We start from the raw sequence: 25,514 nt of genomic DNA on the forward strand, positions 1-25,514 counted from the left end.
TAGTTGAGATAAAAAATGAAAAAAACATCCTTGTGGGTGTGGGTATACTTTTGCCCATTATTCAGTACTCTGGCGCATGCCAATTTAGTAACAGACAGTAGTGCAGAGCTAACGCTTAGAAATTTTTACTTTGACCGAGACTATAAACAAGATCCATATCCTTATACTGCAGCGCGCGATTGGGCACAAGGTATCATCTTTAATGGTCAATCGGGCTATACCGATGGAACAGTTGGTTTTGGTGTTGATGTATTGGCAATGGCTGGATTTAACTTAATTGGAGATCGAGCCGATGACTATGCACGGAGTAACTTATTACCTGTAAATGCAGATAATTCACGAGATGATTATTATGGGAAAATAGGGCTGACTGCCAAAGCAAAATTTAAGAAAAATGAGCTTTTTGTGGGAGATTTGGTTCCACGATTGCCCACGATTTTTTCTTCACCTGCACGTTTGTTCCCTCAAACTTATCGAGGTGCTCGGTTTGTTTCCAATGAAATTCCAAAGTTACAATTGGAAGGTTTTTATGTAGACCAAGTGCGACAGCGTGATTCGATTCATTATAGTGATGTCGGTACAGACAATATCAATCGCCGTTTTGATCAATCAGCAACAACAGATTACTTCTATAGTTTTGGTGGCGCTTATCAACTCAATGATGCGTATCGAATCCGTGCTTATCAGGCTGAACTGCATGATATCTACCAACAGCAATTTTTAGGTTTCAATGGTAAACAGCCTTTAAATGAACAGTTAACTTTTTTAAGCGATGTGCGATTTTTCAATAGTCAGGAGGCAGGTAGACAAAAAATCGGTCATGTAGATAATCAGCATTTAAGTGGATTATTTGGTTTAAATTATCAAAACCATACCCTGTCTTTGGGTTATATGCAGGCCTTTGGTTCGACAGGCTTACCATTTTTATCGGGAACAGAAAGTCCAGTGGTGCTTGATTTTATGAGCTCGGATTATTCCAATAAAGACGAGAAAGTCTATTCACTGCGTTATGAATATGATTTTAAAAATGTAAAATTAGCTGATATTTCTCTCAATGGGCTGCGTTTTATGACCCGCTATGCCAAAGGACAAGATATTGATTTACTTAGTTATGGCGATAAACGTTTTAAAGAAGAATCGATGGAGCTGGATTTAGCTTATAAAATCCCAGAAGGGAAGTTAAAAGGCTTAGGCATGCGAGCACGTTTTTCTCATTACCGAAATGATATGCCAACCAATATGGTCTTTCACTCAGCCAATGAAACTCGTTTAAATATAGATTATAGCTTTAAGTTCTAAGGGTTCTGTATTACGAAACGGTTCTTTGATTTAAAGAACCGTTTTTTAAATCAGTCTAATGGTGAAGAGAATTTTTATAAAAAATCTATGTTTCGTCAGAGTGGATCAAGGATATCTTTCTGACGATTTTTAAGTATGTGAATATAAACCCATTTAAAAGCAGAAGGTAATCGATTTATAAATGAGTACAGTATTGATTTGATTATGGTTTGTTAACAAGTCATTTAGTTCTGACTCATGGTTTGATTTTTGAGCCATAGACTAAAGGCCTCAATTTTTGGCCAGTGGCGATCTTTCAGTGAAGTGATATAGTAATGTTGCTCACAGAGTAAAAACTGATCGGGGAATGGTGCGATTAGTTCGCCATTTTTAATGGCTTTTTCAACCAATCGTTTTCTCCCCATTGTCACTCCAAGGTTATTTTTGGCAGCAATTGAAGCGAGATCTGATCGGTTGAAGTAAAGCGCTGAAGGGGTATCAATATTGATATTAAAATGTGCGGCCCAACTGTCCCATTCCCCCGTTCCAGTCTTATTGCACCATGCATGGCTGTCATGAAGTAAAGTACACTGGTTTAAATTCTGCCAATTGTCTACAAGGTTGAATTTTTCAGCATACTCAGGACTACATACAGGTAAAATATGTTCATCCATTAAGTATTGATAATTCAATTGCGGGCAGGGTTGGTTATCAAAATAAAGTGCTAAATCTATCCCTTCTCGTTGCAAATTAACATTTTCATTGCCAGTCAAAATGGATAATTCAATAAAAGGATAGCGCTGTATAAAGTCAGACAGTTTGGGAACCAACCAATTTTGTGTAATCGATGGCCTAGCATAAATCGTGAGTGGTCCAGATAAAGTTTGATTTTGGATGGCCTTAATTTCAGTATTGAGATGACCTAAAGAAGACTGCAATGCCCAAAAAATGTGCTTGCCTTCAGCCGTGAGTTCAACTTTACGGTGTAAGCGTAAAAATAGTTTTATATTGAGTTCTTTCTCTAATAAATTGATTTGGTGGCTAACAGCACTTGGCGTTAAACATAACTCTTTTGCCGCTAATGAAAAAGACTCATGCCTTGCAGCTACTTCAAATGTATGAAGTTTAGATAATTGAAAACCTGTTAATGACTTATCTAAGTTCATCACTTTATTGCTCGCTGTCATATATTTTATAATTCATGTGAAATATTAAATAAAAATTTTAAAATAGATACTGCTTTCTAAATCAAAATATATTTAAAGATCAATATTTAACCTTATGTTTTTTCAGGTGAATTATTTTAACCTAAAGGCAAATTTTTATCATTTGACGTATGAATCTTAATTCATTATTTTTGCGTACCTTAAATATTAAACCGTGAAATATGTCACGAAAAAACGTGTTTTTAGGTAGCCTTACTGAAATTTAAAGTATTGGTCTCGCTGTCTAAAAGGTTTTTATGTGCAACCTCTACGAAGCTTAAACGTTTTGTTGTAGAGGTTTTTTACTTTTAAATTCTGTAAGGAACAAATTTTAATGATGGTCACAAATAAAGGCTTGTTGGTCACAACACTACTCCTCAGCTCAATCTTGTCTGGATGTGCTGTGAAAGGTGGTAGTAATGGTACGGCTGTTGAAAAGTGGCATAACTTTGAAAATCAAAAAATTAATGAAAAAGTAAATAAAAATAAAGCAAATGTTGTTTTTGTTCGTGATGAGAAAATTGAGGGAAAAGCGGTAAATATTTTTGTAGGTGGAGAATATTTGGCTTCATTGTTACCCAATGCTTATAAAGAGCTTGAAGTTTGTCCTGATAACCAAAAGTTGGTTGCAATTGAAACGGATGTCAAAGATCGCTATGCAACCAAAGAAAAAGGCGGGCAATACTATAATTTACCTCTCGAAAAAACCACCTACTTACGTGTGAGTCTGGATCAGAATGGGCAGACTTATTTCTTAGCAATGAATGAGGATGAAATAAAAAAAGCTCAGCAGCATTTAAAAGAACAAGTCCATACCTTGCCACGTGTTGATCGCGATTTAAAGTGTAAGCCTACTGTTAAAATGTTGAAGAAATTTACATTACAAGCTGGCGCTTTGTTTCAGTTTGATAAATCAGATGAAGCAAATATGTTAACTCAGGGTAAACAAGAAATTAAGGATGTTGCAGATACCATTCGTAATGAAACAGCCGAGATTAGCCATATAGATGTTATTGGTTATACAGATCCAGACGGTACGGAAAGTTATAACCAAGTGTTGTCAGCACATCGTGCGCAAAGTGTAAAAAATATGATGGTAAATTATGGTTTATCTGCTGATTTAATTGCTGCCGAAGGCCGTGGTAAAACAAATTTATTGATCACAGATTGTTCTGAAAAACACACTCAAAATCGTACTGCGCGTTTGGCATGTAATCAGCCCAATCGTCGAGTTGAGATCCTTCTTTATGGTACTCAGCCGTAATTACGCTTCATTTCAAAACTTAGTATTTTGATTCTATTAATTAATGCTTAATTATTGAAATTAAGGAAATAAACGTGACTGTAAAGAATATTGTTCTCAAAATTAATGCTAAAAAATCAACACTCGATACCTTGAATATTGAAGGGGGTGAGTTTGGTCGTGGTTCTCAAGGGAAACCATTAAAAATTGCTGCAAAAGCAAATGTTCATTATGAGTTTACCGATAAAGAGACTTCATTTGGGCCAGAAAATATTGCGACTAAACGCCATGATAAGGATTTGTGGATTAGTTTCGAAGGTGGGGATGTTGATCAGCCAGATCTGATTATTGAAAACTATTATGCTGCAAATGGTGAGTTGGGCTATTCAGAAGGGGAGTCTAACTTACTGATCGGTCAGCATGAAAATGGTAAATATTACCCTTATGTCCCAGAAAGTGCAGAAAAAAGTGATGCAGTAAGTTTGCTTGCGGATCAAGTTGAAGCTGGTCAGGCTTTAGGTGGTGAAGAAGTTGCAGCATTTTGGGCCTTTAATCCATTATGGTTATTGGCTTTGGTTCCGATAGCGGCAGTGGCTATTGGTCAAGGTCATGATAACAATAAAAAATCTCCTGTAATTGAACATCCTCAGCATGTTCCTATCGCAGAAAAAGACAGTGCTGAAACTAAAGAAAATACACCCGTAATTATTGATGTGACTGCAAATGATAGTGACAAAGATGGTGACTTAGATCCAAGCACTGTGGTGATCACGAAACAGCCTCAGAACGGTACGGTCAACGTTGATCCAATCACAGGTGAAGTGACCTATACCCCAAACAAGGGTTATGTCGGTCCAGACCAGTTTGAATATACAGTCAAAGATAAAGCGGGCAATGTCTCTGATCCTGCAACTGTGGTAATTGATATCACCGCCAATCCTGTTGCAGTTGATGATAGTGCTAACACCAAAGAAGACACCCCGATCATTATTGATGTGACTTCAAATGACACTGACAAAGATGGTGATTTAGATCCAAGCACTGTGGTGATCACAAAACAGCCTCAGAACGGTACGGTCAGCGTTGATCCAATCACTGGTGAAGTGACTTATACCCCAAACAAGGGCTATGTCGGTCCAGATGCATTTGAATATACCGTCAAAGACAAGGCTGGCAATGTCTCTGATCCTGCAACTGTGGTAATTGATATCACCGCCAATCCTGTTGCAGTTGATGATAGTGCTAACACCAAAGAAGACACCCCGATCATTATTGATGTGACTGCAAATGATACCGACAAAGATGGTGACTTAGATCCAAGTACGGTGGTGATCAGCAAACAACCACAGCATGGTACGGTCAGCGTTGATCCAATCACTGGTGAAGTAACTTATATCCCAAACAAGGGTTATGTCGGTCCAGATGCATTTGAATATACAGTCAAAGATAAAGCGGGGAATGTCTCTGATCCTGCAACTGTAGTGGTTGAAGTCAGTGCAAATCCAGTTGCGGTTGATGACAGTGCTAGCACCAAAGAAGATACCCCAATCATTATTGATGTGACTGCAAATGATTCCGACAAAGATGGTGATTTAGATCCAAGCACTGTAGTGATCACAAAACAGCCTCAGAACGGTACGGTCAACGTTGATCCAATCACTGGTGAAGTGACTTATACCCCAAACAAGGGCTATGTTGGTCCAGATGCATTTGAATACACAGTGAAAGATAAAGCTGGCAATGTTTCCGATCCTGCAACTGTAGTGGTTGAAGTCAGTGCAAATCCTGTTGCAGTTGATGACAGTGCTAACACCAAAGAAGATACCCCAATCATTATTGATGTCACTTCAAATGATAGTGACAAAGATGGTGACTTAGATCCAAGTTCAGTGGTAATCACGAAACAACCACAGCATGGTACGGTCAGCGTTGATCCAATCACTGGTGAAGTAACTTATACCCCAAACAAGGGTTATGTCGGTCCTGATGCATTTGAATACACAGTCAAAGATAAGGCTGGGAATGTGTCTGATCCTGCAACTGTGGTAATTGATATCACTGCCAATCCAGTTGCAGTTGATGATAGTGCTAACACCAAAGAAGATACTCCAATCATTATTGATGTGACTGCAAATGATACTGATAAAGATGGTGACTTAGATCCAAGCACTGTGGTGATTAGCAAACAACCACAGCATGGTACTGTCAGCGTTGATCCAATCACTGGTGAAGTAACCTATACTCCAAACAAAGGTTATGTTGGTCCAGACCAGTTTGAATATACCGTCAAAGACAAAGCTGGCAATGTTTCTGATCCTGCGACGGTGGTAATTGATATCACAGCCAATCCAGTTGCGGTTGATGACAGTGCTGAAACTAAAGAAGACACCCCAATCATTATTGATGTGACTGCAAATGACACTGATAAAGATGGTGACTTAGATCCAAGTACGGTGGTGATCACGAAACAGCCTCAGAACGGTACTGTTAGTGTTGATCCAATCACAGGCGAAGTGACCTATACCCCAAACAAGGGTTATGTTGGTCCAGATGCATTTGAATACACAGTTAAAGATAAAGCGGGGAATGTTTCTGATCCTGCGACTGTGGTAATCGATATCACCGCTAATCCAGTTGCAGTTGATGATAGTGCTGAAACCAAAGAAGACACGCCTATCATTATTGATGTGACTGCAAATGATACCGACAAAGATGGTGATTTAGATCCAAGCACTGTAGTGATCACGAAACAACCACAGCATGGTACGGTCAGCGTTGATCCAATCACAGGCGAAGTGACCTATACCCCAAACAAGGGGTATGTCGGTCCAGATGAATTTGAATATACAGTCAAAGATAAAGCTGGGAATGTGTCTGATCCTGCGACTGTAGTGGTTGAAGTCAGTGCCAATCCTGTTGCAGTTGATGATAGTGCTGAAACTAAAGAAGACACCCCAATCATTATTGATGTGACTTCAAATGATACCGACAAAGATGGTGACTTAGATCCAAGTTCAGTGGTAATCACGAAACAACCACAACATGGTACTGTCAGTATTGATCCAATCACAGGTGAAGTGACTTATACGCCAAACAAGGGTTATGTTGGTCCAGACCAGTTTGAATATACCGTCAAAGATAAAGCGGGCAATGTGTCTGATCCTGCAACTGTAGTGGTTGAAGTGAGTGCTAATCCAGTTGCGGTTGATGACAGTGCTGAAACCAAAGAAAACACGCCAATCATTATTGATGTGACTTCGAACGATACCGATAAAGATGGTGACTTAGATCCAAGTACGGTGGTGATCACGAAACAGCCTCAGAACGGTACTGTTAGTGTTGATCCAATCACAGGCGAAGTGACCTATACCCCAAACAAGGGTTATGTTGGTCCAGATGCATTTGAATACACAGTTAAAGATAAAGCGGGGAATGTTTCTGATCCTGCGACTGTGGTAATCGATATCACCGCTAATCCAGTTGCAGTTGATGATAGTGCTGAAACCAAAGAAGACACGCCTATCATTATTGATGTGACTGCAAATGATACCGACAAAGATGGTGATTTAGATCCAAGCACTGTAGTGATCACGAAACAACCACAGCATGGTACGGTCAGCGTTGATCCAATCACTGGTGGAGTAACCTATACTCCAAACAAAGGTTATGTTGGTCCTGATGCATTTGAATATACAGTCAAAGACAAAGCGGGGAATGTGTCTGATCCTGCAACTGTAATGGTTGAAGTGAGTGCAAATCCTGTTGCAGTTGATGACAATGCTGAAACTAAAGAAGACACCCCAATCATTATTGATGTGACTTCAAATGATAGTGACAAAGATGGTGACTTAGATCCAAGCACTGTGGTGATCACGAAACAACCACAGCATGGTACGGTCAGCGTTGATCCAATCACTGGTGAAGTAACCTATACTCCAAACAAAGGTTATGTTGGTTCAGATGCATTTGAATATACCGTCAAAGACAAAGCTGGCAATGTATCGGATCCAGCTCACGTAACTTTAGATATAAGCCCTACAGGTACCTTAACCGAGATACTCAAAGAAGCTGATTTAGGAGATGGTTCAACAGCCGCTGTTGTAAATGGTGAATTGAGTTTAGATAACCCTAGTAATGCTGACATTAGCGATATTTTAATGACATTGCCAACAGTGGATGTCACTTCTGGTGGTGAGACAATAAACTGGACTCAAACAGCAAATGGCGGCTTAGTTGGAACCACACCAAGCGGTCAAGAAGTGATGTCGATTACTTTGGGTACACCAGTGACCAGCAATGGGAAAACCACAATTCCTTATGAAATTGGTCTTAAAGCACCAGTGGATCATGTTGGTGAGAACAGTGAACGTTTAGATCTTGATTTTGGTATCAATACCAATATTGGCGATGCTAACCTCATTATTACTGTGGAAGATGATAAATCAGTAGCAGCGCCAATATCTGTAGTTGCAGATGGTGAGACGACTTTTTATGCGAACGTGATCATTAGTCTGGATCTCTCTAGCAGTATGGGTGCAAGAGATAGCGGTATTCCAGATCCAGTAAATGGTGGCGAGAAAATGCGTATGAACGCAGCTGTCGAAGCGATTGAAACGATGCTAGATAAGTATCAGGAGCAACTTGACAGTGTAGCCCCAGGCAATGGAGACGTGAAAGTGAATATCATTGGCTTCTCAAAATTAGCCAAGCATCTTTCGCTACCTGGTCAAACAGATACATGGGTGTCATTAGACGACGCCAAGAAAATTGTGAAAGGATTATATAATTTTGGCACTCGACCAAAAGATATTGGTGTAGATACCAACTACGATGCGGCTTTACAAGAAGTTATTCATAGTTATTTAAATAATCAAGGTGCAGGTCCAGTTGTCGGTGTGGACGGCGCTAAGGTGAACAATAGTTTGCTCTTTGTCAGTGATGGTATTCCAAACTTTGGTAATGGCACTGATGGAGTACGTGGTATCCAACCAACGTCACCATCAAATTATAAACCAGGCAATCAAAATATCGATATCGGTGAAGATAAGTGGACAGCGTTCTTAAAAGAACAAAACATAAAATCTATTGCGATTGGTATTGGTCCTCAAATGGATGAGGGTGCAGATTTCTTAAAACCAATTGCTTTCGATGGCGAAAAAGGCACCAACAAAGATGGTTCGAGTGACATTATTATTTTGAAAGATATGTCTGATCTCGGCGGTATTATGTCTGAGTTGGTTCCAGAAGCTACTGATACTCAGGGGTCTATCCGTACGGATGATGTGGGCAATATTGTTTCATCTTTCGGTGCCGATGGTGCTGGTCAGTTAATCATTCAGATTGATGGGTATGACTATACTTATGACTATGCAACAAACCAAATCACCAGTAGCAATAGCAATGCGAGTATTTGGCAAGATGCTGGTAATGGTGTACTGATGGTGAAAACAGAGATCGGTGGTAGCTTTAAATTAAATATGTCTGCAGATAAGTTTGGTGACTTTAGCTATAACCCAGCTCCGACTCGTCCTGTAGGTAAAACCCAAGAAGAGTTTACATTTACACTTGTCGATAAAGATGGCGATAAATCTAGTGATAAATTGCTCATTGATATTCAATTAATTCCTGAAGCAAGTGCTAGTAAAACAGCACTGAGCATGAGTAATCAGTTGGATCATTTAGAGGTTTTTAATGCAGTTGGTCATACTTTAGATGGCTTTGCCAATACGCCAAATCCAGCCGAAGTTGTGAATACACACCATATCAATGTCTCACAACATTTAGAGCAACTCAGTGTTGAGCAGCCTAACTTAATTTAAGTCTAATTAAGCCGTACAAAAAGCATTTTCTACATCCTGTAGCGAATGCTTTTTGTATATTTATCTGGGTTTTTTAGTGTGGTTTGGCATGCACGTGATGGTGCTATACCACATTTAAATAATACTTCAATGCAAATTTATTGAAAATACAGTTAAAACAAATGGTTATGTTTATAGCCATTGATTGTATTTCTGGTAGCCGATAGAACTCATCAATGCAAATGAATAGAAAACTGACGCGGTCAATATCTCTGTGTTTTATAGGGATGTTGGCAATACATGGTCCATTGGTACATGCAGCGACGTTAAAAGAGATACTCAAACAAGCGCTGGTCAATGATCCTGTGATACAGGAGGCTCAGGCAAATGTGTCTTTTGCACATAGTACGATGCAGACGACTAAGGCTGAACATTATCCGATTGTCAGTGCTATAGGGACTCAAGTACTCGGTCAACAACATAAATATGAAAGTAATGCGCGAGAAACGCATTTTGCTCCTGGTCTACGCGCGACCGTCAATGTTTATGCTTGGGGTGGGATCGAAGCAGCCGTTGATCGAGATAAGAAAAAGGAAGCTTATTATCAATATACTGCTGAACAAACCAGAGAAGACCTTGGTTATAAAATCAGTACATTGTATTTAACCGCATTAAGGACCAAAGAGTCTTTGGTTGTTGCAGAACGAAATTTAAAACGTCACGATAAAATGCTGCATGATTTAAATATTATTGTGCAACATGATTCAGGTCGGCTCAGTGAGTTGGCCCAAGCTCAGGCACGTCGACTAAAAGTAGAAACAGGTATTGCTGAATTACGACGTACTTTAGGTTTAACTGTGAGTCGATTAGAAGTCTATACGCAAGATTTTTTAGCACCAGATACGATTGTTGATCCTTTTCATGGAATGACATCTCAAGATTTTATTACCCAATACCATCGTGCTGAAGTTGATCAAATACCCAGCTATTTAGCACAAAAAGCAGAACATGAAAGTGCACTTGAAGATATTAAAGTGTCTAAAGCGGCTCAAATGCCGAGTATTAATTTAGAAGGGACGGCAAGTCCAGATAATAAAGAAATCTATTTAAGAATGTCATGGGACATCTTTAACCAAGGTTCAAAGCATAAGATCTCACAGAAAAATCAAACCAAGATCGCTGTAGCGTCGCGTATGCAACAAAGCTTACGCGATACCATTGAGCGTAGTCGAACAGCCATGTTCGATATGTCTCAAAATGAACAACGCGTTAAATTAGTGAATCAATATATTGATGTTCAACAAAAAGTCGTTTGGGCTTATGAACAACAGTTCAAAATCTCTCGTCGAACATTAATTGATGTACTCGATGCTTATAACGAGCTTGCAAATATTGAAGCAACAGAAGTGGAAGCTCGTAATGATTTTAGAGCTGCGACTTTAGAGTATTTATTGGCTCAAGCCAAAATCAGTCAGTGGGCTGGTGTCACAAACTAACTTGGTTTCCCGATTATTTTCAAAGTATTTATTTAAGTAGAACAACATGAAATCTATTATTTCACATATCGCATTAACGACTAAATTATTAGGTAGTCCGATTAGTGAAGCTGCTTTATTGGCACGGGTTGGGCGTGATCAAGATTTAAAGATTGATTATGGCACGCTCACAGAAGTTTTACGGAGTTATGGTTTTGATAACCAATTGTCGAAGCGATCTTTACAAGATATTCCAACACTTGCTTTACCTGCCACGATCTTATTAAAAAATGAAGAAGCTGCGGTGATTACCGAAGTTACATATCATGCTGACGAACGAACTTATCATTTATTGCAAACAGATGGGATGACTAAAGTCATCACTGCAATGCAGTTGGAACAATTGTACTTAGGATTTTGTTGGTTTATTAAGCCAAAAGTTCAATCAGACTTACGTTCTGATTTACCTGAATATCATTTGCCTAAAGCTTGGTTTTGGAAGGTGATTTGGCGATTTAGAAAATATTATTATCAAGTTGTATTGGCAACACTGATGATTAATTTTTTAGCTTTATTAAGTTCACTATACGTTATGAATGTATATGACCGTGTTATTCCAAACCAAGCTTTTGAAACATTATGGGTGTTAAGTATTGGTGTGATCATCGCGATTAGTTTTGAGTTTATTTCTAAATTAATTCGTTCTTATTTAACTGATATTGCCGGTAAAAAAGCAGATTTAATTATTAGCTCAGCACTCTTTAGACGCGTTATGCAGTTACGTTTGGTCGATCGTCCAAGTTCGGCTGGGGCCTATGCCAATAATCTACGTGAGTTTGAAGCGATTCGCGAGTTTATGACCAGTGCGAGTTTACTGACCATTGTTGATTTGCCTTTTTTATTTTTATTTATCAGTGTGATTGGATTAGTCGGTGGCAAGCTGGCCTTTGTGCCCTTGGCCTTAATCCCAATTATGATTGCAGTGGGCTTCTTTGTGCAAAGACCATTGGCTCGCTATATCAATGAGTCTATGAAGGAGTCATCTCAAAGACAAGGCTTGGCAGTTGAAGCAATTGATGGAATCGAGACGTTAAAAACCAATAATGCCACAAATTGGGCGCAGCAACGTTGGGATAATTTCACTGCAAAAACTTCTGTATCTTCGATTAAAGTTCGAAATTTAAGTAATTTGGTGGTGAATTTTGCCGCAAGTATGCAGCAGATAAATACTGTCTTCTTGGTGGTATTCGGAACTTATTTAATTCACAGCAGTAATCCCGATTATAAAATTACCATGGGGGCATTGATTGCTTCGGTGATTTTATCTGGTCGAGCACTTGCGCCATTATCCCAAATAGCCAGTTTAGCGATTAAATTTCAGTCAGCTAAATTGGCCTTACAAGGGATTAATAATATTGTTGCAAGACCTATTGAACGCGATCCTAGCCGTCAATATATCAGTTTAGCATCGGTCGAAGGCCAGATCGCTTTTGAGCATATCCAATTTCAATATCAACGAGATGCAGCACCAGCAGTCAAAGACATAACCCTAAATATTAACTCAGGTGAAAAAGTTGCCATTTTGGGACATATTGGCAGTGGAAAAAGTACTTTATTAAAACTCGCAAGTGGTCTTTATGAGGCCAATGCAGGTCATGTTACTTTAGACAATATTGATATACGTCAAATCGACCCAAATGATTTACGAAGCAAAGTCAGTTTGCTTAGCCAAAGTCCTCGCTTATTTTTGGGTACGCTTAGGGACAATCTCGAATTGGCAAGAACTGATCATTTTTCAACTGATCAACAGTTAATGCATGTCTTACATCAGTTTGGTCTCGATAAGGTGATCAATCAGCATCCGCAAGGCTTAGACATGCAACTCGGTGAAAACGGCTTAGGGTTATCTGGCGGGCAAAAGCAACTCATTGCTTTAGCAAGATTAACCTTACGAGATCCACAAGTTGTACTGCTTGATGAACCCACCACTGGACTAGATCAAGAAACAGAATTATCTGCCTTAGATGCGCTTCAAAACTGGGCAAAACAAAGAACATTATTGGTGGTTACCCATCGTCCCCAAGTCCTTGCATTGGTTGACCGTATTATTGTGATGGAAAATGGTGCCATTACGATGGATGGTCCTAAAGCAGAGATTCTTGCCAAATTAGTTCAACAACAGCCGCAAAATATTCCTTCTGTAAAACCCAAAGTTCATCGAGTGAGTGTCAGTGCTCGGATCCGTAAATAACCTGATGTTTTAAACGTCAAAATTTGGTCGGATGAGAAACGATGTTGTTATGATTATGCAGATTAAGTAAGTGAAAGAAATGAAAAAACAAACTAAACAGCCCCCAATCAGCCAATCTGATTTGAAGCTGTTAAATGATTTGAATGGCGCTTTACAGCAAGAAAAACACTATGGCTATTTCGCGGTAATTGTTTTGCTATTCGTGTTAATCGTCGTATTTTTAATTTGGGCGTATAACAGTACCTTAGAAGAGGTGACGCGAGGTCAAGGAAGTATTATCTCTAGTAGTCGTGAGCAAATTATTCAAAGCTTAGACCCTGGGATTATCATGGAAATGAGAGTGAAAGAAGGGGATGTTGTTGAAAAAAATCAAATTCTACTCAAACTGGATGATACTCGCAGTTCTGCTATTTTAAGAGAGAGCGAGGCTAAGGTTGAAAATTTAACCGCAATTGCAGCACGACTGAAAGCGGAAACTACAGAGACGAAGCCTATATTTCCTCAAGAGATTTCAAGTGAATTAAAGCAAAGAGAATATCAGGCTTATACGGTAAGACGACAATCGATGGTCGATGCGATCGAAGCATTAAAAGCCAGTAAAAGTTTCTTGGATCATGAGATTTCGATTACCCAACCGCTGGCACAGCAGGGATTGGTTTCAAATGTGGAAGTATTGCGTATGCAACGACAATCCGCAGATCTGGGTGCGCAAATTTTAGATCGGAAAAATCGCTATTTAACCGATGCGAATAATGAGTTGGTAAAAACAGAAGCTGAATTGGCACAGGCGCGAGAAAATATGGCGATGCGTGCCGATCCTGTTGACCGTTCATTTATTAAAGCACCACTTCGCGGTATTGTGAAAAATATTAAAATTAATACAGTGGGCGGTGTGGTCAATGCAGGACAAGATATTTTAGAAATTGTTCCTTTAGATGACAAACTTTTGGTTGAAGCTTATATACGCCCACAGGATGTGGCTTTTCTTCGTCCCGGATTGCCTGCTGTCGTTAAAATAAGTGCCTATGATTATTCGATTTATGGCGGTTTAGAGGGGGTGGTGACACTGATTAGTCCAGATACCCTGAGTAATGATAAACGTAATAGTGAATTGAAATTAAACCAGAATGAAGTCTACTATCGTATCTTGGTCAAAACCGATGCAAATAGTTTAGTGGATAAACAAGGGAAAAAGCTTCCGATTATTCCCGGCATGGTGACCACTGTTGATGTAAAGACCGGTGAGAAGACCGTATTTCAATACTTGATTAAACCGATTACGCGGATGAAACAAGCTTTACAAGAGAGATAAAGCCACTTACTTAAACGGTTAAGTTAGAGTCATTTCATGTTTTATCTATCCCCCAAATATGACCTTGTCGTTGATAGGTCAAGATTGGGGGAGGTGATTTTTGCTGAAATGAAAACTTCTTTAAACAATAGAATAGTTCATTGTTTAATGCTGAGTTATCGCGTTCAAATAGCCTCAATCTTGTATAAGTTTATTCAATAACATTATTTCGAGCTAAACCAATAGCGGTTAATTCAGCTAACTCGATGAGGCTAAATTGACCAATGTTTCATGTAGATAAACCCAATAACATTGACCAGATTCAACTTTGATACAAGCCGTCGATATGCGTAATGTATCAGGTTCATGGCTTTGTTGATGTTCTTGGTATTGAATCCAGCAGTGGTTGTTTGCTTCAAATAAAGCACGTGTATTCAAGATTTTAATTTTTAACGCAGGTTTATTACCTACATTTTGGCTAAACAAGGCATTTATTTCGGGTAAACCAATGACATTGCCTTGTGTCGTAATCATTTTAAAATTTGGGTCAAAACTGGCTAAGAGTTGATTCAAGCTTTCTTTTGCATTTTGACCTGTAAATACGTTTTCAATCAAAATATGTAAATCGATGACATGTTGTAATGCATTGTCCATAGGATTAGACATGGGTTTTCTCCTTAAAAATGGAAATTAATGATAAGAGGCACAGCACAGCTGCAAGCAAAAAAGTATGCTGATAACGTAGTAAGTCATTTGCAGCAGGCAATAGACTAAAGATTGAAATAAGGACAACTGTACCTAAACTAAAAGCGACTTGTCGATTAATGTTCCACAGCACACTGCCTTGTAATAAGTCTTGGCCGTTAAAATCGATGAGGGCACTGATTTGGGCAGTATTGGCACTTAGACCACCACCCATTCCCATCAGTAGATAAGCAACAATTAAGGTACTTAAATCATTGGCATTTGAAACCCAGAACAACAGTGAAATTCCTAAACTATGTAGCGTAATACCGATTATAAAAAGCTGCTTTTTACTGAGATGACGATAGAGAAGCCCACCACTGGTCATCGATACCAATGCACCCACTGCATAGAGCAGCATAAATAAGCCAGTCTGTTTTGCATTAAACCCAAGGTTACGTTGTAAATTAAAGATATTCAGTAAATTCACACCAGTAAAAATACCGGGTACTGCGTAATAAACGATAAATGCATTGCGTAAATTATAATTTTTTAACAATTGCAAATTAAGGATTGGATGAGCAGATCCTTTCGCGTATTTGAGATAAATCAGAAGCATTGTGACGGAAAGTAGAAAGCTACTGATCGCGAGTACAACACTATGGTAATCATTAAATAATGAGAAAGAGAGTAACAAACACAACAGGCTGACATTGACCATAAACAGTCCTAAAAAGTCAGGTTTCCCAGACGTTTTAGCTTGAGTTTCTTTGATCCATCGCCATGCTAAAAAAGCAGTGATCATGGTAAAGGGGATATTGGCAAAAAACACCCAACGCCAAGATAAAGCATCAATAATTATGCCGCCAATCGTTGGTGAAAAGGCGGGTGCAATTAATGCGATTGCCATGATCATTGTGGAGATACGTTGCCGTTCATGGTTTGGAAACAGTGCAAATACCAATGCTTGACCGACAGGGATTAATAATCCGCCAGCAACACCTTGAACAAATCTCCAAAAAATTAAACTATGGATTGATTCACTCATGCCAATCAACCAAACGCTGACGGAAAAGAGCAGCATTGAATAACACAGCAATTTCCGATCACCCAATACGCTTGCTAACCATAAGCTCATGGGCATGATTAAAACCAAACCTAAAATATAAGCATTGCTTACCCATGCAACCATCGATGGGCTGACTGAGAAAGCTGTTGCTATATCGGGTAAGGCAATTGCTGACATGAAAATATTGATGCAATCAATAAAGAACCCAAGTAAAAACACTGCTGCTATTTTATAGCGATATGACATAGCGACCTCCAAGATGCAGGAGGGTACGATTCAGCCCTTTTATTGTCGATGCATGCGAAGTAAAATCATTGTTTAATAATTTCAAACAATCAGTGTGATTATGCAAAAAAACCTAAAACAGATTATCAGTTTTCTGCAAGTGGTTGATTCAGGATCATTTACCAAGGCAGCGGAGATTTTGGGTTTAAGTCGATCGATGGTGAGTATTGATATCAAGCATTTAGAACAGCATTTAAATGTGAGTTTGTTGATTCGTAATACGCGCAATATCGCACTGACTGAAATAGGTAAAAGCTTTTATGAGGATTTCAAACACATTCAATTGCAAATCGAAGAAGCTTTTGAGCGCAGTCAAAACTTAGCCACAAGTATCACAGGGATATTGCGTTTTTCATCAACCAATGAATTTGGACGAAAATTCATCTTACCTTTGCTGGGTGAGTTTTGCCGCCAATATCCTCAATTACAACTACAATATTCATTTAATTCTTCCTTAGATGATTTAGTCACTGAAAAATTAGATTTGGTCATTCGGTTGGGAAACTTAAAAGACTCATCAATGCGGACACGAAAAATTGCTGAATATCCGATTTATTTGGTTGCCAGCCCTGAATTTTTACAACGTTATCCAATCAATAGCATTGCTGATTTAGCACATGTTCCTTGGATTGGTCATCGCTTATTGAATTGGCAGGATGCGCAATATGTTTTACAAAATGATCAAGGTGAAAAACATACATTGCCTTTTGTTAGAAGTCAGTATGAATCTAATTCGGCAGAAGCGATACATCAGATGACACTTGCTTCATTGGGCGTTGCGATATCGCCAGCTTGGTTGGTCGATGAAGATATTCAGCAAAATCGTTTAATTCGGGTGTTAGCTGATTTTGATTTACCTGTACAAAATGTCCAATTGCTCTATCCGAATACGGGAACCTTGCCAGCAAAAACCCGTGTCTTTATCGATTTTTTGGTGCAACGACTGTGTCTTTAATCATGTCAAAATAGGCATTTGCTATTGCAAACAGATAAAATGCATGGTCAATTGTTAGACTAGATTTCGCCAGATCAATTGTTTATATAAAACCAACAGGATATCATCAAAAAATATCACAACTCATCTGTATACAGCTCAGTAAAATATAGCAAGATGAGCTTCGGTCTAAAAAGAATTTATAAAATGGTGTTGATGTTCTATGCGTGAACCGTCCTCCTGTCCGCCAGTTTCTACCCCTATGAATCAGCAAGCATTGATTCAAAAGGCTGATATTGCAACGCAAACGCTGGTTGCCTGTGAGGAATGTGACACGCTCTATCATCGAATTCAGCTGACCCAAGGTGAGCGTGCTTATTGTCTCTGTTGTGGTGCTGAGCTTTATCGGCAAAGCAAGCCATTTAGTGTCTTACTGGCAATGGTAACAACAGCGCTGATCGTATTTGTGATTGCCAATAGTTTTCCGATTGTTAAGGTGGAATTGCAGGGGAATGATTCCCAGACAACATTACTGGGTGCAGCATGGGCAATGTTTCATGCCGGGCAAGGGCCAGTAGGTGTGTTGATTCTTATCACGACTTTCGTGGTGCCTCTATTGGATTTATTACTGCTGTTCTATGTACTTTCATCAGTTCATTTTTTTAAAGTTCGGCCTCGTTATTTAGTTGCAGCATTTCGTACTCTGTTTTTATTTAGAACATGGGGAATGGTTGAAGTATTTTTGATTGGGGTATTGGTCACCTTGGTTAAACTGGTCGGGATGGTTGTGGTGATTCCAGGTGTTGCATTATGGGGATTCTCCATACTGAGTGTGTTGCTGGTTTATATTGCCTCAGTAAAAGTCAAAGATCTTTGGGATGAGATCGACAGGAGACTCTCATGAAAACTGAACAGTCTCAGGCTAATTTTTCAAAATACTCAGCGCATATCGACAGTAAAAATTCGCTGCAATACCCAAGAGCCAAAGATTTGTCTTTGGTGCTTTGTCATTGCTGTGGAACACTCAATAAACAGCTTTCAGAGGTTGAAGAAAAACATGCTTCACATTGCTTGAAATGTCATAGTGTGCTGCATCAACGTAAACCAAAGAGCTTAGACAGAACCCTTGCTTTGGTGATTGCGGCGAGTATTTTATATATTCCAGCCAATGTACTTCCGATGACCGTCACAGATTCTTTGTTAGGCAGTCAGCAAGATACGATCATGAGTGGTGTGATCTATTTTTGGCAGAATGGGGATTATTTGGTATCTGCTGTTATTTTTATGGCCAGTATCTTTATTCCCATGTTAAAACTTTTAATTCTGTGTTTTCTGTTGATTGCAGTAAAAATGCAGTCTTCTAAACGTTTGCATTTTTCACCTGAGCATTGCTCAATGCTTTATCGGATTGTCGAGTTTATCGGTCGATGGTCGATGATTGATGTTTTTGTGGTGGCTTTATTGACCGCCCTGATTCAGATTCAATCACTGGCAACTATTCTCGCTGGGCCGGGCGCGGTTGCTTTTGGTGCAGTCGTGGTTTTAACCATGTTTGCTTCACTGAGTTTTGACCCGCGTATTATTTGGGATAATTATTCTGCTGCCCAGAATACGCGCAACAAGAACGGGCTTTCCCTGCAAGGCTCAGATGTGATTCACGTGGATCATGCTCCCTTGAATCATGATTTATCCAATTCCAGTCAATAAAACAATGATGGGTGTGTATGTCTGAAAATAAAACCAATAACGAAAGCTCAGATCATCAGGATCCTCATGCTGTAGATGAAACGCAGCAGATTTTGCCTGAACCTGAGAAAAATAAAGGACGCTGGCGACCATCGTTGATCTGGCTGATTCCGTTTATTGCCTTGCTGATAGGACTGTCGTTGGCAGTCAAAGCGGTATTAGATACTGGTCCGACCATTAATGTTGCTTTTAGAACGGCTGAAGGGCTGGTTGCAGGTAAGACGACTGTTCGTTTTAAACAAGTGGATATCGGTCTTGTTCGCCAAATTGATCTTGCCGATGATCATTCACATGTCATTGCCAAAATTGAACTGCGTAAGGATGCCAGTAATTTTGCTGCAAAAGACTCACGCTTCTGGGTGGTTCGCCCACGCATTGGTGCCAGTGGCGTCTCAGGAATTGATACCTTATTGTCGGGTGCTTATATTGAGGTCGATGGTGGTAAGGCAGAACAAAAACAGGATGAGTTCACTGGCTTAGAAGTTCCTCCAGTCATCTCATCAGATGTACCAGGTAAAATCTTTTTCCTCAAAGCCAATAACCTAGGCTCATTGGATATCGGTTCTCCTATTTATTATCGTCAGATCAATGTGGGGCAAATCACGGCTTATCAGTTGGCCAAAGATGGTAAGAGTGTTGAGTTACAGACCTTTATTCAAGCACCTTATGATAAGTTTGTGACCACAGATGCGCGTTTCTGGCAGGCCAGTGGTGTCGATGTCAGCTTAAGTGCATCAGGATTTAAACTAGATACCCAGTCTCTGGTGAGTATTATCGCTGGCGGGATTGCTTTCGGTTATCCTGAGAATTCACATGCTGCTGTTGCTTCGGATCAAAGTCGTTTTAATTTATGGGATTCTCGTACTGAAGCTTTGAAAGAGCCAGATGGAAATCCACATCGTATCATCATGTATTTTGATCAGTCTTTACGTGGCTTGTCAGCAGGTGCACCGATTGACTTTATGGGGATTGAAATTGGTAATATTCAGTCGATTAATGCGGAGTTTGATGCAAATTATACTCAGATTCGGATGCGCGCTGAGGGGGTCATTTATCCATCTCGTTTAGCCAATGGCAAAGAACTTGATCCTGATGGTGTGATTTTTAAACGCTTTATCGAAAGAGGCTGGCGTGCTCAGATGCGCACTGGAAATCTACTGACAGGGCAGAACTATATCGCCTTTGATCTATTCCCTAAAGCAAAACCAGCAAACTTAATCATCAGATCAAATGGTGTGATTGAGGTTCCAACCACACCAACCGAGTTGAAGGGATTACAAGCACAAGTATCGCAAATTGCGGATAAACTGAATAAATTCCCATTGGTGGAAATTGGGCAGGATGTACGTAAAACCCTCAATAATATGAATTCAGCGATTAGCTCTACAGATAAACTGGTGAAGCAGTTAGATGGGAAAGTCGCACCAGGACTACAGGCGACTTTGGATGATGTACGTAAAACCATGCGCTCTACTGAAACCATTCTATCCAGTGATGCGCCAATGCAACAGGATGTACGCCGTGCTTTACAGCAAATGACACGTGCTGCCGCATCTTTACAGTTAATGGCTGACTATATTGAACAACACCCAGAATCACTCATTCGTGGGAAAACGCCTGAGGTTAAGAATGCTAAATAAAAAAAATAGCTCACATTTTCTGTCCTATTTGCCGCAGTCTAGTCGAGCAGGTTGTGGTCTGTTACTGGCCATTGTGGGTTTAGCTGGCTGTTCCAGTTCGCCTACACCAAACTACTATAGTTTGACGCCAACGGTTAAACCGTTGGTGAGTTCAAATGTACGGGTGATTGAAGTCCTGCCAGTGGGATTACCCGACCGTTTAAACAGGGCGCCTTTGGTCTTACAGGACAGCAGTGGTAAATCTAATGTATTGGATAACGAACGCTGGACGTCCACGTTGGGGGCAGAGTTACGTGATGGTTTGTCTGCGGGTTTGCAACAGAAATTAGGTGCTGTGGATCGTTACAGCAGTGGTATGACGGGTGGCAAAGTCTCTTACCGTATTGCAACCGACTTTTCTCGGTTTGATATTATCGAACACTCCAACACACGTTCGTTAATGGGTGCAATGAATCGGGATATTGAGGTGGCAGTTGCTTGGATTATTAAACGTGATGATCCAGCCAGACCCTTAAATCAGCCAACAGGTGTACAAAATGCAGTTTTGCCGAACCGACAACTCAGTTGTCGAATGGCATTTACCGATGCAGTTGGTGCAGATGGCAATAAAATTGTTGATATTGTCAGTGTTTCACGGCAGTCATTGAGTAAGGTGGTTGAAGCGATTGCCGCTTCTGTTGTTGCGACAGAAGCCAATAAAGCTGTAGTGATGGAAGGGGTGACTTGTTCCTAAGCAAGCACTATAAAAAAGCACCCCAGTTTTAAATAAATCTGGGGTGCTGTTAAATTTGATTCAGTGTTAACAATCTAAAAAACTGAATATTTAAAATTCTTTAAATATTAAACCATCGCTGGATCACTGACAGAATCTGCACCTGTTTCAACGCGTCCTGCAAAGCGTCGATAAAACTTAGTATCCTGAGTACAGGTTACGGCAAAATCATACCATTGCCATGTATCTTTCAATTCCCAATGTCGCGTTGATGTTTGACTTGCTTTTACAGTGATTTTTAACGCTGCATCACTACGATAGACGACTGGGCTAATGACCAATTCAACATCTTTTATGCCCATGTTGGTTAGGTCTAAATAAACATTACCATTGGCAATATCATAACACACTCGAATTTCAGGATTGATTTGCAGGCTTTGATTACGATTTAAATCACCTTTGAAATGGCGATGAAAACCATTTGGTCCCATTACCCAAAGATCATACAAACCTTGATTATCCTTTTTCACATTCCAAACATCATCCAGTGTTTTACCCGCTTCTACAATGTAACGACGTGGGACACGGCTGAGATTTAACTTATCATAGACATGAAAAACTGCACCTTGAGTCCCTGTATTCGAGAACAAGAGTTTGACTGTTCCATCATTTTGACAACGTGCACTGGTATGTAATTCATAAGGCAATGCTTTAGATGGGCGAATACCACTGGCTTGAATTGGAAGTTGTAAATTGGTTGGAATCGGAACATTTGGTAATTTCTGCTGAGCTGAACGAAGTTGATCTGCTTGCTCACGGGTTTGTTTACCATTTAATTCTGGCAGTACATCTTCATTTGGGGTTTTAAAATTAAATGCTGAGGTTAAATCACCACAAATCGCACGACGATAAGGACTGATATTCGTTTCTTTTACCCCAAAGCGTTGTTCTAAAAACATTAATACTGACGTATGATCAAACACTTGAGAGTTAACCACACCACCACGACTCCATGGTGAAATTACAAAGAGTGGTACCCGTGGGCCTGGTCCATAAACACCATTGTCTTTTTTAGGCTGGCTGCTGCTGCCTAGTGGCGCGTCATGTAGATAATATTCATGCTGCATATCAGCTTGGCTAAGTGTGGATTTACCTGCATAAGTATTGTCTGCTTGTAAGGTCGGTGCTGATGGAGAAGGAACATGGTCAAAATAACCATCATTTTCATCAAAATTGATCAAGAAAACGGTTTTACTCCAAACCTCTGGCACTGCTGTTAAAGCATCTAAGATTTCTTGAATAAACCAAGAACCTTGTACTGGGCTGGATGGACCTGGATGTTCACAATAGATAGAAGGTGCATTGATCCAAGACACTTGGGGAAGTTTGCCTGTTTTGATATCATTTTTAAAAGCATCTAAAAATTCTTCGGGTTTATTGCCGGGCAGGGTGTTTGCAATACCTTTATACAGTGGATTTTTAGCATTATCGGTTGTGGCATCATAAGCTTTATAAGGTAACGGTTGCGCTGCTTTATTGTATGGACTATTTGGCGCACCACCACTTGAAACTGGATAGCCTGAAGCAATATTGGCTTTTTTAAAGGTACGGAATGCACCGAGCATGTTATCGCCCCATTCATCCGGCATATTTTGATAGCAAATCCAGTTAACACCTGCCTCTTCTAAACGTTCAGCATAGGTTTTCCATGTGTAGCCGATATCTACATTTTGGGGATCGCCATCAATCCAGTCCCATTCATTATTCACAAACGCAGTACTGGTCGGTACTGCGCCATTGGTGCCGGTTAAATGAAATGAACGATTGGCATCTGTACCTGTGTGCATTGAACAGTGATACGCATCGCAAATGGTAAAAGCATTGGCTAAAGCGAACTGATAAGGGATTTCCTGCTCTTTAAAATAACCCATTGCATAATCAGTTTTATGGGTTGGCCAATTTGACATACGGCCGTTGTCCCAAGCTTTTTGGCTATCCACCCAAGTATGATTTGTACCGGGTGCACGTTGTGCATTATTACTCGATCCATCTAAATGAAAAGGGGTTAATAAGGTACCGTTACTTCGTTGTTGTTGCCATACAGTACGATCATTTTGCAAAGGAATGGTTAAGCGGTCGGCAAAACCACGAACGCCTTTTAATGTACCAAAATAATGGTCAAATGAACGGTTTTCCTGCATCAGGATCACCACATGTTCGACATCCTGAATGGTTCCTGTTTTATTATTTGCAGGAATAGCCAATGCTTTTTGAATGCTGGCTGGAAATGTAGATAAGGCAGCAGCACCAAAACTTGTTTTAAGTGTATTTGCTAAAAATTGACGACGATTAATCACAATATTTCCCTTTAGTATTTTTATGTTTATGGTGCACAACGCATTAATGGTTTTTTAGATCCATCAGGCTGTGTGCTGGTCTTATCATCATTTGAATCATTACAAGCTGTGAGTGCCAGTAAAATGGGGAAAATATAAATGTAGGATAGCCATTGTTTTGATTTTCTTAACATGTGTTTCATCCATTATAAAGATGCCCACACATTAGACAGCACTTGTGACAGCAAGGTGTCACCTTTATGACAAATCATTGACATGGCAATAGCGCTAGAAATTGAGACAGAAATCCAGATAGAAATAGAAAATAAAACTGGAAAAGCTTAATCAGTTTTGATGGAGAGATTAGAGGGAGATGTTTAATTTTAATTTGAACTTTTGTTGAGATCTAAGATATTTATTCAGTATTTTCTTTTAAGTAATTAATTTTATTAGTTATATTTTATAGGGTGAATAATCATGCATCAGGTCAAAATACGATGGGTGAAAACAGCTTTTAAGTTTTTGGCTTAGATCGATTGTCTTTATAGGAATGATACTGTCATTTAAGGACAACCTGAAGCTTTAACGTATTCACATCATTGACAAGATCAACGTGGACCATTATTTTAATTTTACAAGTTCTTTTTTGGAACTTATTATTTTAAGATAAATTCTTGAGGTGAACCATGTCTATATCAGCGGTGAAAGAAAAATCAAAGCAAAAAACACCTGCATCATTTCCAGTACGTCGTATGGATTATGAATTTCAGGATATGCCCAAGTATTGGTGTAATGACGAACCAACCTTTACTCATTACTTCACAGGTCTATCGACGCTTTTTCCTGAAGGTGAATCGTACTTTGTCCGTTCAGTACGCGCCTTACGTGGAAAAATTAAAAACAACCCACAATTAGACCGTGATATTGGTGCCTTTATTGGACAAGAAGCCATGCACTCTAAAGAACACCATGCTTTTCATGTCAGTGCACAACAATATGGTTTAGATCCTGAATCTTTAGAAAAAGCCACGGGGATTATATTAAAAGCGGTAGAACGTGCCTTTCCTAAAAAATGGAATCTCTTGGTCACAGTGGGTTTGGAACATTACACCGCAGTGTTGGTGGTGGAGATGATGAAAAATGTCAATGAGTTAATGACCGATACCACCATTCGTAATTTATGGTTATGGCACAGTGTTGAAGAAACCGAACATAAGGCTGTGGCTTATGACATGTATGAATACTTATATGGTAAGGGCTTAGATGCCTACATTCCTCGCGTGGCGATTTTTACATTTAGTCTTGTGCTGATCACGCTATTTTCTAATGTATATCAAGTGGTGTTAATGTCGAGAGATAAACAATTATTAAACCTTAAGTCTTGGACTAAGTTTGCTGGGTTTACAGTGCAAGCCTATCGTAAGCTGGTACCGCAATTTTTCTCTTATTATCAGTTTGATTTTCATCCGAATAATACCGATGAATCCGAAATTGTCGCACAAACTAAAGTAAAAATTGGCTTATCTCCTGAACAATCAACCCTTCTCCAATAAGTATTTTATTTATC

16 protein-coding genes are annotated in these 25,514 nt (G+C 39.5%); 12 read left to right on the top strand and 4 right to left on the bottom strand.

What is annotated here, in order from left to right:
* Positions 1-15: 15 nt before the first annotated feature.
* Positions 16-1,299: an OprD family outer membrane porin gene (locus tag PYV58_RS04350; protein ID WP_034614038.1), complete on the top strand. Its 1,284-nt coding sequence runs from the start codon at positions 16-18 to the stop codon at positions 1,297-1,299.
* A 224-nt stretch (positions 1,300-1,523) separates the two neighbouring features.
* Here PYV58_RS04350 and dsdC read toward each other — a convergent pair whose 3' ends face one another.
* On the bottom strand, positions 1,524-2,447 hold the full coding sequence (dsdC, locus tag PYV58_RS04355) for a DNA-binding transcriptional regulator DsdC (RefSeq protein WP_034614105.1): 924 nt from the start codon (positions 2,445-2,447) through the stop codon (positions 1,524-1,526).
* A 370-nt stretch (positions 2,448-2,817) separates the two neighbouring features.
* Here dsdC and PYV58_RS04360 point away from each other — a divergent pair, with 370 nt between their 5' ends.
* The 5 genes from PYV58_RS04360 (at position 2,818) to PYV58_RS04380 (ending at position 14,562) form a co-directional block, all read left to right on the top strand.
* Entirely contained in the window at positions 2,818-3,747 is a 930-nt protein-coding gene (locus tag PYV58_RS04360; protein ID WP_051671016.1) for an OmpA family protein, read from the top strand.
* 74 nt (positions 3,748-3,821) lie between these two features.
* Positions 3,822-9,545, top strand: coding sequence for an Ig-like domain-containing protein (locus PYV58_RS04365; protein ID WP_275059712.1), 5,724 nt, complete (start codon positions 3,822-3,824; stop codon positions 9,543-9,545).
* Positions 9,546-9,811: 266 nt separating this feature from the next.
* Positions 9,812-11,020, top strand: coding sequence for a TolC family protein (locus PYV58_RS04370; RefSeq protein ID WP_051671046.1), 1,209 nt, complete (start codon positions 9,812-9,814; stop codon positions 11,018-11,020).
* Between the two features lie 46 nt (positions 11,021-11,066).
* A complete protein-coding gene (locus tag PYV58_RS04375; protein ID WP_034615450.1) occupies positions 11,067-13,250 on the top strand; it encodes a type I secretion system permease/ATPase in 2,184 nt (727 codons plus the stop codon).
* Positions 13,251-13,329: 79 nt separating this feature from the next.
* Positions 13,330-14,562, top strand: coding sequence for an HlyD family type I secretion periplasmic adaptor subunit (locus PYV58_RS04380; protein ID WP_051671051.1), 1,233 nt, complete (start codon positions 13,330-13,332; stop codon positions 14,560-14,562).
* A gap of 237 nt (positions 14,563-14,799) precedes the next feature.
* Here the strand turns inward: PYV58_RS04380 and PYV58_RS04385 are convergent, their stop codons facing one another.
* On the bottom strand, positions 14,800-15,207 hold the full coding sequence (locus PYV58_RS04385; protein ID WP_034615453.1) for a hypothetical protein: 408 nt from the start codon (positions 15,205-15,207) through the stop codon (positions 14,800-14,802).
* The gene (locus tag PYV58_RS04390; protein ID WP_034615455.1) at positions 15,200-16,540 is read right to left on the bottom strand and encodes an MFS transporter; all 1,341 of its coding nucleotides are present in this window, start codon (positions 16,538-16,540) and stop codon (positions 15,200-15,202) included. The genes PYV58_RS04385 and PYV58_RS04390 overlap by 8 nt, the downstream gene beginning before the upstream one ends.
* Before the next feature lie 100 nt (positions 16,541-16,640).
* Here PYV58_RS04390 and PYV58_RS04395 point away from each other — a divergent pair, with 100 nt between their 5' ends.
* The 5 genes from PYV58_RS04395 (at position 16,641) to PYV58_RS04415 (ending at position 21,632) form a co-directional block, all read left to right on the top strand.
* Positions 16,641-17,534 (top strand): LysR family transcriptional regulator, encoded by an 894-nt coding sequence (locus PYV58_RS04395; protein WP_034615457.1) that lies wholly within the window; start codon positions 16,641-16,643, stop codon positions 17,532-17,534.
* 241 nt (positions 17,535-17,775) lie between these two features.
* Positions 17,776-18,417, top strand: a complete 642-nt coding sequence (locus PYV58_RS04400) for a paraquat-inducible protein A (protein ID WP_051671048.1) — start codon at positions 17,776-17,778, stop codon at positions 18,415-18,417.
* A complete protein-coding gene (locus PYV58_RS04405) occupies positions 18,414-19,220 on the top strand; it encodes a paraquat-inducible protein A (RefSeq protein ID WP_034615461.1) in 807 nt (268 codons plus the stop codon). The genes PYV58_RS04400 and PYV58_RS04405 overlap by 4 nt, the downstream gene beginning before the upstream one ends.
* A gap of 11 nt (positions 19,221-19,231) precedes the next feature.
* Complete coding sequence (locus PYV58_RS04410; protein ID WP_167468956.1) at positions 19,232-20,899, top strand: MlaD family protein; 1,668 nt, start codon at positions 19,232-19,234, stop codon at positions 20,897-20,899.
* Positions 20,889-21,632 (top strand): ABC-type transport auxiliary lipoprotein family protein, encoded by a 744-nt coding sequence (locus tag PYV58_RS04415; RefSeq protein ID WP_034615463.1) that lies wholly within the window; start codon positions 20,889-20,891, stop codon positions 21,630-21,632. Before PYV58_RS04410 ends, PYV58_RS04415 begins: the two co-directional genes overlap by 11 nt.
* A 107-nt stretch (positions 21,633-21,739) precedes the next feature.
* On the opposite strand, the gene PYV58_RS04420 is transcribed toward PYV58_RS04415, so the two are convergent.
* The gene (locus PYV58_RS04420; RefSeq protein ID WP_034615467.1) at positions 21,740-23,968 is read right to left on the bottom strand and encodes a phospholipase C, phosphocholine-specific; all 2,229 of its coding nucleotides are present in this window, start codon (positions 23,966-23,968) and stop codon (positions 21,740-21,742) included.
* A gap of 665 nt (positions 23,969-24,633) precedes the next feature.
* Between PYV58_RS04420 and PYV58_RS04425 the strand changes: the two genes are divergently transcribed.
* Positions 24,634-25,500, top strand: coding sequence for a metal-dependent hydrolase (locus tag PYV58_RS04425; protein WP_034615470.1), 867 nt, complete (start codon positions 24,634-24,636; stop codon positions 25,498-25,500).
* The last annotated feature ends 14 nt before the right edge of the window (positions 25,501-25,514 follow it).

It is taken from the genome of Acinetobacter sp. TAC-1 (assembly GCF_029025845.1).
Lineage (GTDB): Bacteria > Pseudomonadota > Gammaproteobacteria > Pseudomonadales > Moraxellaceae > Acinetobacter > Acinetobacter guillouiae.

Excerpts from the sequence above, each read along its gene's own strand:
- PYV58_RS04360 (WP_051671016.1), top strand. The coding sequence starts at position 2,818 with ATGATGGTCACAAATAAAGGCTTGTTGGTCACAACACTACTCCTCAGC.
- PYV58_RS04390 (WP_034615455.1), bottom strand. The coding sequence starts at position 16,540 with ATGTCATATCGCTATAAAATAGCAGCAGTGTTTTTACTTGGGTTCTTT.
- PYV58_RS04405 (WP_034615461.1), top strand. The coding sequence starts at position 18,414 with ATGAAAACTGAACAGTCTCAGGCTAATTTTTCAAAATACTCAGCGCAT.
- PYV58_RS04395 (WP_034615457.1), top strand. The coding sequence starts at position 16,641 with ATGCAAAAAAACCTAAAACAGATTATCAGTTTTCTGCAAGTGGTTGAT.
- PYV58_RS04370 (WP_051671046.1), top strand. The coding sequence starts at position 9,812 with ATGTTGGCAATACATGGTCCATTGGTACATGCAGCGACGTTAAAAGAG.
- PYV58_RS04350 (WP_034614038.1), top strand. The coding sequence starts at position 16 with ATGAAAAAAACATCCTTGTGGGTGTGGGTATACTTTTGCCCATTATTC.
- PYV58_RS04415 (WP_034615463.1), top strand. The coding sequence starts at position 20,889 with ATGCTAAATAAAAAAAATAGCTCACATTTTCTGTCCTATTTGCCGCAG.
- PYV58_RS04425 (WP_034615470.1), top strand. The coding sequence starts at position 24,634 with ATGTCTATATCAGCGGTGAAAGAAAAATCAAAGCAAAAAACACCTGCA.
- PYV58_RS04380 (WP_051671051.1), top strand. The coding sequence starts at position 13,330 with ATGAAAAAACAAACTAAACAGCCCCCAATCAGCCAATCTGATTTGAAG.
- PYV58_RS04400 (WP_051671048.1), top strand. The coding sequence starts at position 17,776 with ATGAATCAGCAAGCATTGATTCAAAAGGCTGATATTGCAACGCAAACG.
- PYV58_RS04375 (WP_034615450.1), top strand. The coding sequence starts at position 11,067 with ATGAAATCTATTATTTCACATATCGCATTAACGACTAAATTATTAGGT.
- PYV58_RS04385 (WP_034615453.1), bottom strand. The coding sequence starts at position 15,207 with ATGTCTAATCCTATGGACAATGCATTACAACATGTCATCGATTTACAT.